Raw genomic sequence first — 16,315 nt, 5'->3', positions numbered from 1 at the left:
CGTATATAATTAAATAATAACTGTAATCAGTCGTTCTCCTACCACTATATTCTCTTCATCTATTGGTAAAACATCTGTATATTCTCCTGTATTCGTTACAAGAATCGGCGTGATGATATCATATCCCCGTGCAGTAATTTTTTCGATTTCTATTGTTGCGATATGCTGACCTTGCTCTACCAGGTCACCTTGTTTGACGAATACTTCCATATATTCACCATCTAATTGCACTGTATGAATCCCTACATGAATCAATACTTCTACACCTTCTTGTGATGTAAAACCGATCGCATGACTCGTTGGAAAGACACTTGAAACTACTCCCGTTACTGGCGCGTATAACTTCTTATCAATTGGTACAACCGCAATACCTTTACCAACCACACCTGAAGCAAACACTTCATCTGGTACCTCTTCTAATGAAAGAAGTGCCCCATTAAATGGACTTGCTATCGCTACATTCTTTATGACTGTTTCTGTTTGATTATTAGTTGCAGTTTGTGCGCTCATTTCATCTTGATATCCAAAGAAATAAGTAAATACAGTAGCAAAAATGAAACTTATTGCTATTGCTAATAAAAATAATGTAAAACCGCGTCCAAAGAATACCGGTAAGGAAGCAAGTCCTGGTACTGCTAAAGATGAAGAACTTGCGCCTGATTGCCCAGCAATTGCACCACCAATCCCTCCAGCAATACAGCCTATAATGAATGGTTTTTTATAACGTAGTGTAATTCCATATATAGCGGGTTCTGTCACCCCAAACAAGCCCGCTATTGCCGCAGGGGCAGCGATTGATTTAACCTGTTTTTTCTTTGATTTAAGAAATACACCAAGCGCCGCTCCAGCCTGAGCAAAAATTGCTGGCGTTAACATCGCAATAAGGGTATCTCCACCAAATTGACTTAAATTATTAACTGCGATAGGAACTAATCCCCAGTGCAGACCAAACATGACAAGTATTTGCCACGAGAAACCTATTACAATTCCTGCTACTACTGCACTATTACTATAAATCCAGCTATATCCATCAGCAAGACCTCCACTTACATAGTTACCAAAAGGACCAAACACTAATAAAGTTAACGGAACCAACGTCGCAATTAACACTAGTGGTGTAAAAAATGTTTTTATCGCACTAGGAAAAATTTTATTTAGTAGTGGTTCTATTTTAGACATGACAAAAACCGTCAAAATGATCGGTATAACAGATGTTGCATAGTTCGTTAAATAAATAGGTAAGCCCATAAAAGTTAATTCTAACCCTGATTCATATGTAGTGATCAAATCTGGATATACTAATGCTCCTGCAATAACAAAAGCTACATAAGGATCCGTGCCAAATTTTCGTGCGGCTGTTATACCTAATATAAGTGGTAAAAAATAAAACAAACTGTCACTTGCCGCATGTAAAATTTGATAGGTACCGCTATCTTCATTTAACCAGTTTAATGCAAGGGATAAAATCAATATGCCTTTTAAAATACCGACACCAGCCATTGCACCTAATAATGGCGTGAAAACACCTGAAATAATATCAATAAAATAATTCAGTATAGAGTTGTTTTCTTGCGTTTTAGTTTGTGTTTTACCGTCTAACTCACTTTGTTTTATTATTTTCCGATAGACGTCACTAACATCATTCCCAATAACAATATGTAGTTGACCGGCACTATCCATCACTTGTATAACACCTAATAATTGTTGTATTTCCTGTCGATCAACTTTAGATTTATCAACTAATTTAAATCGCAATCTGGTTGTACAGTGATGTAAAGACTCAATATTTTCTTCTCCACCAACATAATGAATAATTTTCTCAGCTAACTGATTATAATTCATACTAGATCCCACTCTCTTTCCCTAATAAAAAAACCTAAACTAACAGTTCGATACAAACCAACTACGCTTGAGCAGTTTCTGTATGAAATGTAGTCTTAGGTTTTAGCTAATCAATCTATTTGTTTGATTGTTGCTGTTGTACTTCTCTATTGGTAACACGATGAATATGGATACTCAAGTAAATTTTTTCGTCATCTGATATATCCCAATCGTATGATTTAGCTACAAACGCAACAATTTTTTCACTACAATCATATGCCTTTTTATATTTCGTTTTTATCTGTTCAAATAAAAAGGTATCCATACTTTCCTGTCCCTTACCCTCATTTCGTATGAATCGTAAGGCAAAGAATTTTAAGTGTGTTAAAAATCTTTCATAGTTAAGCGAAGTCTCATCTATTTCAATATTATAATGATATTTCACAATGGTTAAAATACTATTAACCATCTTTGTAACTTTCACGGTTGCTTCGACATTTTCCCCCGAGAGCTGACTGTTAACTAAGTGTAAAGCAATAGAACCTGCTTCGTCTTCTGGAAGATCGATTCCTATTTCTTCTTTAATAATAACAAGTGCATCTCTTGCAATTTGATATTCTTCTTTATAGAACTTTTTTATTTCCCATAATAGGGCATTCGGTAAATTAACCCCTTGTTTAAAGCGGCTAATTGCAAAACTCAAATGATCAGTAAGGGCAACATAAATATAATCATCTAATTCATACGGTAACCGTTTCGTTGCAAAATTAATTATTTTATAAGCGATTTCAAAATACTGTTCTGGGATCTCACTTAAAAGTTCTGCTAATTTGTCTGTAAAACCTTCTCCTTCTAAAACAAAGGTCTTTTCAATTTTTTCGCTTTCAATTTCTTCACCGATCTTTTTTTGAAAAGCTAGGCCTCTCCCCATCACAACTAACTCTTTTTGCTGCTCGTTTTCCGTTACAACAACATTGTTATTTAAGATTTTTTTTATATTCATCTACATTCGCCCTTTTAAATAAGTTTTAAAGTCCTTTATCCGAACTACGAAAATAAGGTTAATCAATTACTTATCAACGTGAAGCTATCCATTACTATATCATTTTCTTCTTAGATGGTAAACTACAGTATTTCCATTCTCTATATGACAAATTTATGATAAACTTTTCATTATAGCGTCTACTACAAAAGGAGCCTACCATGACAAATTATAAAATATTATTTTTAGATATTGATGGAACTATTTTGAAAGCAGATCACACGATTGATGATTCGACAAAAAATGCAATAAAACAAGTAAAAGAACAAGGAATAGAGATCTTCTTGGCTACTGGTCGACCACTACATGAAGTTATAGACATTGCTGAAGAACTAGATGTACATTCTTTTATTGGCTACAACGGTGCTTATGCTATATATCAAGATAAAGAAATATTGAACAAACCCATGAAACAGGAGACAGTCGAACACTTCCTTCGTGTTTGTGAAGCGAATCCGCATGAAATGGTTTTATATACACATAATAAAAGTTTGATGACATCAATGGAAGCAGATGTTATTAAAGATTTTTCTAGTTACTTTGATTTAAAAGACACATCACTATATACATCGGCATATGTGGATAATATTTTAGGAATTACACTAATGAACCTAAATGAAGATGATCCCGGATTATATGAAACAGATGAACCGATCTTTTTCTCGCAGGTTAATGTTGAAGGTCTAATGCATAGTTATGACGTAATCCGAGAGAGTGTAAACAAAGGTCGCGCTATTAAACATGTTATTGAACTTCTTGGTTTCGAAAAAGATAGTACGATTGCATTTGGGGACGGGATGAATGACAAACAAATGCTTGCATTTGTAGAAGAAGGTTTTGCAATGGGAAACGCGCATACAGATTTGTTCGCTTTCGCAAAACATCGTACAACAAGTGTCGATGATAATGGTATTTTTAACGGACTAAAGCAATTAGGTTTAGTTAAATAAAATACGCTGTTAAACTTAATGGAACTTCCGCAAATTAGGAAGTTCCATTAACCTAGATTATTAAATTAAAAGTTTTATTTACTCATACAAACCTACCACTATAGTTGAACAACAGTAGTGGTAGGTTGTTATAATAAAGGAACCGTTTGTTTCAGGTCAATATGTATGATTTTTCAGTTAACCGATATGAAATCTTTTATTGTCCTGGCATACATTTTGGGTTCCTCAACCCTCGGAAAGTGGCCACTTTGATTAAACATAACTACCTTACGATTGGACTTTCCGTTCGTAAACGAGAGCAGTTGGTCATCACCCGTTACCCAATCATATTTACCTTTCATCAGTAGCATTGGACAGGTAATAGAATCGAGTTTCGTTAACAATGATTCAAATATTTTCCCCTCTTGATAGAGTTTTTGTTGATGATTGAAGGCCCTTTTCCAATTCACCTCTGGAATATCGGATTTTTCAACAAGTCGATCAAAAAAATGCTTATCTTCACCATGGACATACAAATTGTCTTTATTTTCACCTAAATCAATAAGAAACTCTATACATTTTTCCCATACCTTTTTGGTATCCGTTATTTTTGAAGCTATCAGGCACTCTTTGATCATCCCATCTTTTCCTAATCGTTCATATTGCTGAACTGCTCCTGTAATTAGAGATCGCGCAGAACTTCCCAAATCAAACGTCGGACATTCAAACAAAAGATATGTCACCTGCTCAGGATATTTTAATTGATAGTGTACTGCCAAATATCCACCAATAGAATGACCAATGATACCCCACTTTTCGATACCAAGTTGTTTACGGATAGTTTCGCAGTCCTCTACCAGATCAAGAAGTCCGAATGACTCTTTATCTTCAATTGGATCCGATCGTAGCACTCCTCTTTGATCAATTGCAATGACCCTCATGAATTTTGAAAGCTTTTTACCTTGCTGTTCGATGAAGTCATAGGAACCAACTCCAGGGCCACCATGTAAATACAAACTTACAGGTAGATCGGCATCGCCGTGAACCTCATAATAAATCCGCTTGTTTCTAATCGTTATATACCCAGACAAAATCTTTCTCCTTCCGTTCTAAACCGATTGATCTATATTGTGAAATGAACATTTCGATCCACTGTTCCACATATATTTTCTCATTTCATGAATTAACATACTACTTTTCCTTTTTGGATTAGCTTAATTATGTTAGCTGAGCAATTGTATGCGTGAAAACAGCAATATCTCGATAAGGAGAAATACTACTGACTTGCATCTCCAGTTCAGTCATTTGTTTATTCCAATCAGGATCAAACTTAAATTCGTTGTCTATGTATCCGTATAAATTATGAACACCATAACGATTCACGACCTTAAATCCAGCATTATTCAACCATTTCTGAATATCATCATTTGTATAGAGTGACGTTTCTGCACCAATCACTGCACTATAATCTGATTTTTTCCCAATATAAGTTAACGCTTTTGCCGGTGATTTATCTACTATTGCCTTTTTCAATACGTTTGCCAATGGATTATGAGTAATTAACGATAGATATCCTTTATTTTTTGTCTTATCAGCCAAGTCTCTAATCGCTTTTTCGGGATTGTCCACATATTCAAGCACATTATGACAAATTAAAAAATCAACAGTACATTCAAAAGAATCCAGTTGTGTCATATTTAAATTCCTAAATTCAATAGCGACACCGCTATCAAGTGCTTTCTCTTTAGCCATGTTTAACAACTCTTTATTAGGTTCAACTGCCATTACTTTAAAACCTTTCTGTGCTAAAGATAAAGCCGTTAAGCCAAATCCGCATCCAATGTCTAAAACGTATTTTTGACCACTTAAATGTTGTTCTATTTGTGAGAGAACTGTTGAGTAAAATAACTTTCCCCAAGGCATTTCTGTGTAATTACGATAACTTTCTAAACTATTCGAAAATGCATCAATGTTATTTGTCATTATAATCTCTCCTTCTATTTTAGATAAGTATATCATTAATTACCATATTTTGTATTAAAATATTTTATACTCTCTTGTTATAATTAAATTCATTCCAGGACATTAATTCCTGTAAATCAAATGAGCAAAAACATACTTTAACAATGCCAACTAAAAAAGAGCATAAAAAAACCAAAACACAGGGGGTATTTTGGCTTCTTTATTGCTAATTTTACATAGCAGACACTTTAAAATAAACGGAGAGCAATGAAATGAATATTGTAAGTATTGTTGGGATACTCACAATTTCTATGTATTAAATGTAACACAGGTTTCTAGAGGTTTCGCTTCTTTTGTAAGATATTCTTACGTACTATTTTCAAAAAAACAAAAATGCATGTAAAATGCTGTTCCTATGCAATTTTATAATTATATAAAGCCCAATTCATATTAATATAGTCATTTGCCCTCAACACTTATTGTTTTTTACATAGTCTATAAGTAGTTAAGACAGTAAGGTGGTGATAGAACATGGGTTATCATGGTGGATATGGTGCCGGCTATGGTGCTGGTTGTGCTACTCCTGTAGCGACAGGTGCTGGTAGCGGATTTGCGCTAATAGTTGTGTTGTTTATTCTTTTAATTATTGTAGGTGCGTCATTTTATTAAGATAATGTAAAATTAATGAACAGGCAAAGCAAGGTAAATTACTTGCTCTGCCTTCTTACATATAAGAAGATTTTCTACATCTTAAGACCTAAAACGCTCCTCTTTTGGACCGATTTTTAATCGATTACTTCCCTTACTCAACATAGTCTGTTACAATTTTAATGTAGGTGAGAATTGTTACAATTTTATGACTTCCCCAAGTTTCTATATTGCACAATTTTCTCACCTACCTTTGGGAATACTAACGTTATTATACTAACGTATTTTATATGATCTACAAAAAAGTGTACATATTTAACCGGATTATTATTAAAAATCCAAAAGAAAAAAGCATTACGACCTTAATGAAGGTCGTAATGCTTTTTTGTATGTCTAGCCTTATTTGCTTACATATGCTGATAACATCCATAATGTTTGGTCTACACTAGTTTTGTAACCAATTAACATATCTTCTGTGATATCATCACCTGCTTCTCCAGCAAGTTCGATCCCTTTTGCTAAATCACTTTGGATTATCTGATAATCACTAATTACTGACTTAACCATAGATTCAGCTGGAACATGCTCTGTATAAGGCTCTTCCTTGATCGTTGCATTAGCTAAAAATTCGCTTAACGTAGAATAAGGATTTCCTCCAATAGTTAAAAGTCGTTCTGCAAATTCATCAAACTTTTCATTTACTTCATTATATAATTCTTCAAATTTTTCATGAAGAACAAAAAAGTTATGCCCTTTTACGTACCAGTGATGCTGATGTAACTTCGTGAAAAACACACCATGTGTTGCTACTAATTGATTTAATTGATCTTGTAATGTTTGATTTTTAGTTGTCATATAAATTCCTCCAATTAATTATAATTGTTATCATTTTATAATCATTATAATCTAATGACTTGAAAATGTCTAGTCTTTTCCAAGATTTATCCCACAAATTAACTAATTGTGCATAATGAATTACATTTACTGTTCCTAGTTCTTCATTAAAATATGCAAAAGCTTTAACAATGAAATCTACACTTTGTTAATTATATCACATATTAAAAAAATAAAATCTATATAGATATTATTCCATTTTGTCTACTGCTTCCACCATCTGTTCATAACTCAATGCTCCTAAAGATTTATCTTGAATTACACCCTGCGAATCAATCATATAAGTAATTGGGATTGGTCTAACACCATACGTTGTCGCTACTTCTAGTTGTTCGTCTAAAAGAATAGGAAAAGTTAATTTATTTTCTGTAATAAAATCCGTAACATCTTCTATTTTAGCCTCTGATTGTGTCAAGTTAACCGCAATAACTTGTACATCCTTTTCATTATATAATCTTTCCATATCAGGCATCTCCGTTCGACAAGGCGGACACCAAGTTGCCCAAAAATTTAGCATTACTCGTTCCCCACGATATGCTGTTAGTTCTATATTCCCCCCAGTTGCTGTTTTTAAACGAAAGTTTGGTGCCATGTCACCAATATCTAATCCTTCACTTGTTTGTTGCATCTGGTTTTCCACATTTTCTGTTAGCTGTATGATTTCAACTTCTGTTTCCTTATTGTTTATAAAGTCATATACAGCCCAACTAAACGTGCCCGCTAAGATAAGGATCATCATCTTCTTTTTCAACTAAACGCCTCCTAACCTAAATTGGATAACCATGTATCTTGAATAATTTTTAGTAAGAAATTTGATAGTTTAGCTAACTGGCCAGTGAATAATAACATACCAAATAATAACATCATTGCACCGCCAACTCTTGTGATAATCCCGGTATAACGCACAAGCCATTTCGCATAACTTAAGAAAAAGGTGAATATTAAAAATGGTAATGCGAAGCCAATAATATAAATAATTGTATAAATAGCTCCCTGAGTCGGATTACTAGTTGCGATAACCAATACAGAAGCGAATATCGGACCAATACAAGGTGTCCATCCAGCAGCAAAGCCAATACCAATAAAGAAACTACCAATTAAGCCTGTAGGTTTGTTTTTAAATCTTTTACGTGTATCTTTCATAAGTGGCATAATTTTTAACCAACCACCTACAAATAATCCCATCATTATGATGAATATCCCTGCCATTCGTTGCAAAAGTATTCCAGAATGTCCGGATAATATGTCTTGCAGCCACTGTCCGAATAACGTAACGCCAATACCTAAGCCTAAAAAAACCATTGATACTCCTGATAGAAAAAAAACAGCATGGAGTAATAAACGTGCCTGTACATTTATATCTTTGTGTTCTTGTAATTCTTTTACACTCATTCCAGTTATGTAGGATAAATAAGCAGGAAAAATGGGTAAGGTACATGGCGATAAAAAAGATAACATTCCGGCACCAAAAACTATTCCTATAGTTAAATCTATTCCTTGTTGCATAGCATACCTACCTTTCTACTTTAAAATATGATTGTCCATTATTTTTCATTCCTATTTAGAATAAACAAAAAAATTCACACAAAAAAGAAGCCAAACAATTTTAATGTCTAGCTTATCTGAATATTTATTTTGGAATATGTCTTCACAAAAATTATTATTGTTTAAGATTCTAGTTGAGCGAAACTGCGACGTAACAGAAGGCCCTCTTACCCGCTTCGTCAGCAAATGGATTCCCTTTCCGTGGGCACAGTCTCAGCTAACTCGGATAAGCAAAAATCGCTTTCCGAGTGGATCTTCAACTTGTGCTGTTCCCACAGGAGTGTCATCCATTTGCTTCCTTAGCTGATGTCTAATTACAAACGATATCCGTATAGATAGAAAAGATGGATTAAACTAGATGAAAATAATAATTTACATGCTAATTTCCAGCTAATAAAACATGATTTAAATCCATTCATTTTTATGTGCAGATTTATACTCTCTGTTAGCGATAGGCAGATGAATATTAGCGTATCAAGTGAAATTGGCGACACTCCTGCAGGAACAGCGAATGTTTTTGATGGGATGAGTAATCGCAATCCCACGGGCTGAAGATCCAATCGAAAACGTACTTTGTTTTCGATTTAGCTGAAGCCGTGCCTGCGGAAAGGGAGTCAATTTCACTTGAGTAGCGGGTCAAGAAATCCTATTAATTCACAGTTAATGATAATTTCAGCGCAAGGACGCTATGTCGTAGTTTATAGAAATTCAGGCATAAATTATAATTTTCTAGAAGATAGCTTTTATTTTTCACAAACTACAATTCCTATGGGGTGATAGTCTAATGTTGCATGGTCTCTTGGTTCGATTAGTGCACCATTTTGGACGTAATGGGTGACTGTTGAATAATCAGTGAATAAACGTTCAAACTCTTCTGGGGTCAATTGATGAATATGAAACGGTGAGCCACATGGTTTACCTCTTCCATTACCGAAAGGAGTAGACATAATTAATTTCCCCCCGGGCTTTAATAAACGATACACATTCGATAAAAATTGCTCTTCTGCTTCTACATGTTCAATTGTTTCAAAACTAACGATCGTATCAAATGTACCATAACGCGCAGGTAAACTCAGATCGGTCACATCTTCTTGAAAAAAAGATGATTTTGGATGATAATAATGATATTTAGCATACTCCAGAGCCTCGTTATTAATATCAAATCCAATTACTTCAACTATTTCTTTCTTTAACTTTTTCGCAATAATATGGGTACCAAAACCCGTTCCAGTAGCAAAATCTAATACACGTCCACTAATAAATGAAAGCGCAAAGTGATATCTTGCAACGTGCTCAATTAATAAATCATTCATTATGCTCATATTTTCAGGAATAACACGTTCTCCTGTATCCTCTAACATTCTATTCACCGCTTTAATAAAATTTGTTTATGACATGAAAGTTTCTGATCTATTCTAGTATAATAGACCAATCACAGAAAGCAAACTATTAAAGTAAAAGGAATGCTATAAGCTTGTCAGATGTATACCAACATACTGATTTTTCTGAAGAGAATGACCGACTGTATATACCAAAGCTTATATCGATATTAGAAATTGCTGAATCCACAAAAGATAACTATGAAGAAAATATAAAAGATGCTTATGTGAAACTAGACTACTTAGAACTAGAAGACTTAAATATGAAGGTTTAGTGGGGGCAAGTCGTGAAACTTGATAAGATAAAAATTAATAGAATTTACTTAAAAAAAGATAAGTATCCTATAGAGAAGACACTTGAACAACGTCTCACTTTAGGATACTCCTTTACATACTTTAATCCTGTTTCATGCAGGAATCATCGTTAAAATGGTTAAACTATCTACATTTGTGTAATTAACATAGCAGAATTTTTATTTAGAATGGTCCCCAATTAATGAGAACACCAATTGATAAGGTAATAATTGCAATAATAAACCAAATAACAAATAACGGAAACATAAATTTAATCCATTTTGTCCATGGTACATTAGCAACTGCAAGACTTGCCATCAATATACCTGATGTAGGGAATATACTATTAGTCAATCCATCCCCAAATTGATAAGCTTGAACTGCTACTTGACGCGTCACACCAACCATGTCTGCTAAAGGTGCAAGCATTGGCATTGAAATCATTGCTTGACCACTACCAGAGTTAACCAAAAAGTTTAATACGCCATTTGAAATAAACATTCCTATTGCTGATAGTATTGGCGGGAAGTTTTCAAGTGGTACGCTTAACGCATAAACAATGGTATCAAGTACTTGTCCATCCTCTAATACGATTATAACTGAACGGGCAAGACCAACAACAAGTGCCCCATAAACAAGTTTCTTTGTGCCATCCATAAAGGTTATTGCAATGGTATTATAGTGCATACCCGCAATAATACCAGACACAATCCCAATTAACACAAAGAAAGCAGCCATATTACTAATTGTCCATCCTAATTGTGTGGAGGCATAAACAAAAAAGACCAAACCAAGCCCAACAAAACTAAGCATTAATTTATGTCTAATAGTAAATTCATCTTCCAGTTTTTCTACTTCGTCTTCATCTTCATAGACACCCATTAAACTCTTACTTGGATCAGCCATAATTTTTTTAGCGTAACGCCATGTGTAGCCTATCGTTATCGAAAGAATAATTATGAAAACAACAAGACGTAACAACCAACCTGAGAAAAGAGGTAAGCCAGCAATATCCTGCGCAATCCCTACTGTGTATGGGTTAATAAAACCGACATTAAATCCTGCAAAGTTTGCACCAAATGTAATGGCTACTGCAACAATTGGATCTAATTTTAATGTACGAGCAATAATAACACCAATCACAACAAAGGCTATTACTGCGTTAGCAACTGCTCCAACTGCTCCACCTAAGGCGAATAATGTAGATATAATTGCAATCATCCAGAATTCACGCCCACGAGTCAACAGTACTGCTCGATTAATAGCACCTTTTAACGCTCCAGATCGTTCAATAATTTCAAAAGCACCACCAGTAAATAATACCATGAAAATAATATCAGCTGATTGTACCATCCCCATCTGAATAGCATTGAATAACGTCATAACTCCCAGATTTGAACCGGCAACTGCACTATATGTACCAGGTAGAACACGCTCTACGCCATCTATCATTTCTCTTTCGAATGATCCTGATGGGATGAGATATGTAGCTACCACACCTAATAATAATACGAGAAATAGGATGACATATGTATCAGGCATTTGCCATCTATTATGCGCATCAAATTTTGTTTTTGCCATTTTATTAATCCTCCCCTTCTCCGATTTATTAGAATATTCAATTTATATGACTTACAATTATACAGTTTTTTTTACATGATTCAAGTCTAACTTTACGATCAAATCGTTCGCTATAATTCAAACGTTTTCTGCACCAGTTTGCTTTGTTGTTTTTACTTTTTTTGCTCAGCTAAAAGAAACGCTCCATGCCAATGCATGAAGCGTTTCAACTTTCACTTGAGCAAAACAGTGAATGAATCCACCGCTTTTATTATATACTCTTGTCTATTGCACGAATCAACTTATCTTCTATTTCTTTTGCTAATGCCACTAATGCTTCCTCTTCTACTAAATCAATTAATGCTGTTGGTTTTGGCATACCGATTTTTGTCTTACCTGTATCTTGATATAATACAATTTTACATGGTAAGAAGTAACCAACCAATTGATTTTTAGTTAAAAGATTAGCGGCTTCCTTTGGATTACATACTTCTAATACAAGATAAGGTTGTTCAAAATCAATTCCTTTATTGTTTAACGTTTCTTTAATATCAAATTGCCAAAGGATACCGAACTTCTCTTCTTTTAAATTCACCTCTAAGGCTTGTACCGTTTCTTGGATTGTTTTATTTGATTCTACCGTATAATGAAACAATCTAATCTACCACCTTTCTCTTGCGTAATATTATTCGCCTTTTTTAATCCAAAATTTAAGAACGTCGCCTTCATCTGTATCTTTTACTAATGCATGTCCGCCTGATTTAGCCCATGCAGTTAAATCACTCTGTGAACCTTGATCTGTTGCATGTACTTCTAAAATATCCCCAGCTTGCAAATCTGCCATTGCCTTCTTAGTCTTTACGATTGGCATTGGACAAGCCAAACCTTTTGCATCTAACACTTTTGTACTTTCCATTTCTAATTCCTCCTAATTGTTTTTACACTTTTATAGTTATTACTCTACTTCACCAGGCCAAGCAAGCATGCCACCTGTCATATTCGTTACATCATATCCTTTTTCAGTTAAAAATTGTCCTGCGTTACCACTTCTAGCACCAGAACGACATATCAAGTAGTAATGTTTATTCTTATCTAATTCATCCATCCGTTCTTCAACTTCGCCTAATGCGATATGTTTTGCTTGTGGGATTTTCCCTTCTTCCACTTCAAATTCCTCACGAACGTCAATTAAGTTTACTTTCTCTTTGTCTGCTATTTTATTTGCTAGTTCTTCTGCCGTAATTTCTTTCATTATTTACACCCTCCATTAATTATAATTAGATAAACAAGTTAACGTTACCCTCTTGGGCATCACCGATATATGCGGCAACCCCTCCATATTCTAGTTCGTCTAGTAACTCTTCTTTCTGTAAGCCTAATAAATCCATTGTCATCGTGCAAGCAATTAGCTTGACGTCTTGCTCTTTAGCCATATCAATTAAGTCTGGTAATGGCATCGAATTATGCTTTTTCATTACTTGCTTAATCATTTTTGGTCCCATTCCCATGTAGTTCATTTTTGATAAGCCCATTTTATCAGCACCTTTAGGCATCATTTTGCCGAACATTTTTTCAAGGACACCTTTTTTAACAGGAACGTGATTTTCTTTCCTTAGTGCATTTAGACCCCAAAACGTATGGAATATTGTTACTTCATGATCGTATGCCGCTGCACCATTTGCAATAATGTAAGCTGCCATTGTTTTATCATAATCTCCACTAAATAAGACAATTGTTGTTTTTTTTGTTGCTCCCATATAGTTATCCTCCTATTCTTACTTATTATAAATACTTATACGTGTACAGGTATTTAATTGACTATAAAAAAATAGCTTAATTATCTAAAATATCCAACCAAATCTTTATTGCGGTTCCTGCAATTAATACCGCTAAAATAATTTGTAATAGTTTTGCATTTGTTTTTTTACCTGTTTTAGCACCAAGTGGTGATGCTAGTATACTGGCGACAATCATAATAACCGCTGGCATATATTCCACTTGTCCTGTTGTGACTTTCCCAATTGTCGAACCGATCGATGAAATAAAGGTAATTGCTAAAGATGAAGCGATTGTCATTCTTATTGGTATTTTTAGGACACCGAGCATAATGGGTACAAGTAAAAATGCGCCTGCTGCACCAACAATACCAGCTCCAACTCCGACAATCAGTGCTAGAAATGCTGCCAACGGTTTGTTGAATGTAACGTGATCAAAAGGAATGTCATCCGTTCCCTTTTTCGGTATAAACATCATCACAGCAGCAATTAAAGCGAGGACACCGTAAACAAAATTAATTGCTTCACCTAGCATTAGTTTTGATCCATATCCACCTATTAAACTACCTATTAAAATGCTCACTCCCATATAGATAATTAAATCTTTATTTAAGTAACCACCTTTACGGTATGCCCATACGCCACCAATCGTTGCAAAAAGAACTTGCACTGCACTTATACCCGATACTTCATGAGCAGAAAATGCTGTTATTCCAAAAAGTGAAGGTATATAGAGTAACATTGGATATTTTATAATCGATCCACCAATTCCTAACATTCCAGAAAGATAAGACCCAATAAATCCAATTAGAAAAATGACAAGCACAAATTCTATATTCATATCACTAAAAACCATTTACGAATCCCCCCTAATCCCCTTTATCGGATAGCACAGCGATTAGGACCAATTTCCATTTCACGTTGTTTTTCATTATCTGGTGTTACTTTCCCCATATTTGTTTCTCGAATTTCGTGATATGCATTAGGCTGTGGTGGTAAATTTTCCGTTACCATTTTTCTAAACGCATTTTCATTTTCTATATTCAATCCGTGATTTGAAGCAAAAAGATCACCTAGTCTAGCAGCTACTGTGCCATCAGTATTTAATTCATCAATAATCATAAAGTGTGCTGGCAATACGATCAAGTCATCAGACAGCTCTTTGTAGCGCTCATAGAGACTTTCACGCAAATCTCTTACCCAATCCTCTGCCATACCCGCTAAGTCAGGACGGCCTATGGAATCGATAAAGAGGATATCGCCTGTTAGTAAATAATGCTTATCAATAATAAATGAAGTTGAACCAATCGTATGACCGGGTGTATAAAGTGCCTGAATAGCTATTTTTGTTGCACCAATAGTAATAACTTCACCATCTACCAAACCTTTATAATCAAACGTAACGTCTGTTGCATCTTTTGGAGGTAACCAATACGTTGCACCTGTTTGTTCAGCAATCGCGCGCCCTCCTGAAATATGGTCTGCGTGTAAGTGTGTATCCAGAACCTGTGTTATTTTCACACCTTTTTCAGTTGCGAAATCCGTGAATATATCTGTCATTCGTACCGGATCAATCACCACTGCTTCTTTGCCTGAAATGACCATATAAGACAAACAACCTTTTCCAATCCGAACGAATTGATACAATTCTCCACCGTCTTTCAGATCTGAAACTTTAATGGCTTCAAGATGTTCACTCCAAGCTTTCATACCTCCTTTAAGATACGAGGCAGTTAATCCAGCGTTAGCTAACATTTCTGCTACCATTACAGACGAACCTTCTTTTGCACAAACAACTAGTATAGCTTTATCTTTTGGAAGTTGGTCTTCGATACCCTCAACCCCATCAATTAAATCAAAATAAGGGATATTTAAATAAGTGAAATTTTCTCCTTCGATCTTCCAATCCTTAAATGCTTCCTCTGTTCGTACATCTAAAATGAATAATTCTTTTTTATTAATCACTTTATGTGCTATTTCTTTTGCTGTTGTTTCAGTTAATTTCATTTATAAAACCTCCTATTGCCAAGCATTCATGCCACCTCTGACATTCGTCACCTGGTTATATCCTAATTTCTTTAATTGTTTGCATGCTTGCTGGCTTCTCATTCCACTTTGACAAATAATAACTAATTCTTTATCTTTACTTAGTTCAGTCAAAGCTTTTTGTTTCAATTCATGTAGCGGAATGTTTTTAAAGCCCTTAATCTTATTGCCATTAAATTCGTTAACCGTACGAACATCTATCAATTGTTTCTTTTTGTCCTTTAATTCTTTTTTCAATTCTGTTGTCGTAATCATTCGAATTCCTTTCGCAGGAAACATTCGTTTTATTACTAGAAAAGTAAGTAAGATAACGAGACTAACAAAGACAATTTCCACATTTTCCACTCCTTTCAAAATTAACTCTATATACCTATACGGGTATAAAATTAGAGAAATAAAAAGTTCGTCAACATGACATCG

General features: G+C 34.6%; 19 protein-coding genes. 3 read left to right on the top strand and 16 right to left on the bottom strand.

All coding sequences use genetic code 11. From position 1 onward, the window contains the following. Positions 1-9: 9 nt before the first annotated feature. Positions 10-1,842, bottom strand: coding sequence for a beta-glucoside-specific PTS transporter subunit IIABC (locus DM447_RS07400; protein ID WP_112180605.1), 1,833 nt, complete (start codon positions 1,840-1,842; stop codon positions 10-12). A gap of 115 nt (positions 1,843-1,957) precedes the next feature. Next, positions 1,958-2,824: a BglG family transcription antiterminator LicT gene (licT, locus tag DM447_RS07395; protein ID WP_112180604.1), complete on the bottom strand. Its 867-nt coding sequence runs from the start codon at positions 2,822-2,824 to the stop codon at positions 1,958-1,960. Positions 2,825-3,024: 200 nt separating this feature from the next. On the opposite strand from licT, the gene DM447_RS07390 reads away from it, so the two are divergent. After that, positions 3,025-3,813, top strand: coding sequence for an HAD family hydrolase (locus DM447_RS07390; protein ID WP_112180603.1), 789 nt, complete (start codon positions 3,025-3,027; stop codon positions 3,811-3,813). Between the two features lie 173 nt (positions 3,814-3,986). Here DM447_RS07390 and DM447_RS07385 read toward each other — a convergent pair whose 3' ends face one another. Further along, a complete protein-coding gene (locus DM447_RS07385) occupies positions 3,987-4,883 on the bottom strand; it encodes an alpha/beta fold hydrolase (protein ID WP_157967369.1) in 897 nt (298 codons plus the stop codon). Positions 4,884-5,010: 127 nt separating this feature from the next. Beyond that, positions 5,011-5,775 (bottom strand): class I SAM-dependent methyltransferase, encoded by a 765-nt coding sequence (locus DM447_RS07380; RefSeq protein WP_157967368.1) that lies wholly within the window; start codon positions 5,773-5,775, stop codon positions 5,011-5,013. A gap of 510 nt (positions 5,776-6,285) precedes the next feature. On the opposite strand from DM447_RS07380, the gene DM447_RS07375 reads away from it, so the two are divergent. Further along, a complete protein-coding gene (locus DM447_RS07375; protein ID WP_112180600.1) occupies positions 6,286-6,423 on the top strand; it encodes a YjcZ family sporulation protein in 138 nt (45 codons plus the stop codon). Between the two features lie 378 nt (positions 6,424-6,801). Here DM447_RS07375 and DM447_RS07370 read toward each other — a convergent pair whose 3' ends face one another. The 4 genes from DM447_RS07370 to DM447_RS07355 all read right to left on the bottom strand — a co-directional run bounded on the left by DM447_RS07370 (position 6,802) and on the right by DM447_RS07355 (position 10,202). Beyond that, on the bottom strand, positions 6,802-7,257 hold the full coding sequence (locus DM447_RS07370) for a Dps family protein (protein WP_112180599.1): 456 nt from the start codon (positions 7,255-7,257) through the stop codon (positions 6,802-6,804). 229 nt (positions 7,258-7,486) lie between these two features. Further along, positions 7,487-8,047, bottom strand: coding sequence for a peroxiredoxin family protein (locus tag DM447_RS07365; protein ID WP_232824253.1), 561 nt, complete (start codon positions 8,045-8,047; stop codon positions 7,487-7,489). A gap of 11 nt (positions 8,048-8,058) precedes the next feature. Then, positions 8,059-8,802 (bottom strand): cytochrome c biogenesis CcdA family protein, encoded by a 744-nt coding sequence (locus DM447_RS07360; protein ID WP_112180598.1) that lies wholly within the window; start codon positions 8,800-8,802, stop codon positions 8,059-8,061. 782 nt (positions 8,803-9,584) lie between these two features. Further along, positions 9,585-10,202, bottom strand: a complete 618-nt coding sequence (locus DM447_RS07355; RefSeq protein WP_112180597.1) for a class I SAM-dependent methyltransferase — start codon at positions 10,200-10,202, stop codon at positions 9,585-9,587. Positions 10,203-10,315: 113 nt separating this feature from the next. Between DM447_RS07355 and DM447_RS07350 the strand changes: the two genes are divergently transcribed. Next, positions 10,316-10,495 (top strand): hypothetical protein, encoded by a 180-nt coding sequence (locus DM447_RS07350; RefSeq protein ID WP_112180596.1) that lies wholly within the window; start codon positions 10,316-10,318, stop codon positions 10,493-10,495. 202 nt (positions 10,496-10,697) lie between these two features. On the opposite strand, the gene DM447_RS07345 is transcribed toward DM447_RS07350, so the two are convergent. From DM447_RS07345 to DM447_RS07310, 8 genes are all read right to left on the bottom strand, one after another. Next, the gene (locus tag DM447_RS07345) at positions 10,698-12,095 is read right to left on the bottom strand and encodes a YfcC family protein (protein WP_232824252.1); all 1,398 of its coding nucleotides are present in this window, start codon (positions 12,093-12,095) and stop codon (positions 10,698-10,700) included. A 250-nt stretch (positions 12,096-12,345) separates the two neighbouring features. Beyond that, positions 12,346-12,729: a DUF302 domain-containing protein gene (locus DM447_RS07340; RefSeq protein WP_112180595.1), complete on the bottom strand. Its 384-nt coding sequence runs from the start codon at positions 12,727-12,729 to the stop codon at positions 12,346-12,348. Between the two features lie 30 nt (positions 12,730-12,759). Further along, the gene (locus DM447_RS07335) at positions 12,760-12,990 is read right to left on the bottom strand and encodes a sulfurtransferase TusA family protein (RefSeq protein WP_112180594.1); all 231 of its coding nucleotides are present in this window, start codon (positions 12,988-12,990) and stop codon (positions 12,760-12,762) included. A 39-nt stretch (positions 12,991-13,029) separates the two neighbouring features. Further along, complete coding sequence (locus tag DM447_RS07330) at positions 13,030-13,326, bottom strand: rhodanese-like domain-containing protein (RefSeq protein ID WP_112180593.1); 297 nt, start codon at positions 13,324-13,326, stop codon at positions 13,030-13,032. Between the two features lie 25 nt (positions 13,327-13,351). Continuing rightward, entirely contained in the window at positions 13,352-13,831 is a 480-nt protein-coding gene (locus DM447_RS07325) for a DsrE/DsrF/DrsH-like family protein (RefSeq protein WP_112180592.1), read from the bottom strand. Between the two features lie 76 nt (positions 13,832-13,907). Further along, positions 13,908-14,690, bottom strand: a complete 783-nt coding sequence (locus DM447_RS07320) for a sulfite exporter TauE/SafE family protein (protein WP_112182687.1) — start codon at positions 14,688-14,690, stop codon at positions 13,908-13,910. A 38-nt stretch (positions 14,691-14,728) separates the two neighbouring features. Next, a complete protein-coding gene (locus DM447_RS07315) occupies positions 14,729-15,856 on the bottom strand; it encodes an MBL fold metallo-hydrolase (RefSeq protein ID WP_112180591.1) in 1,128 nt (375 codons plus the stop codon). Positions 15,857-15,868: 12 nt separating this feature from the next. Beyond that, positions 15,869-16,174: a rhodanese-like domain-containing protein gene (locus DM447_RS07310; RefSeq protein ID WP_112182686.1), complete on the bottom strand. Its 306-nt coding sequence runs from the start codon at positions 16,172-16,174 to the stop codon at positions 15,869-15,871. Between the last annotated feature and the right edge of the window lie 141 nt (positions 16,175-16,315).

This window comes from Paraliobacillus zengyii (genome assembly GCF_003268595.1).
Lineage (GTDB): Bacteria > Bacillota > Bacilli > Bacillales > Amphibacillaceae > Paraliobacillus_A > Paraliobacillus_A zengyii.
Note: the sequence above shows the minus strand (reverse complement) of the source record. Positions and strands in the feature narration are given on the sequence as shown.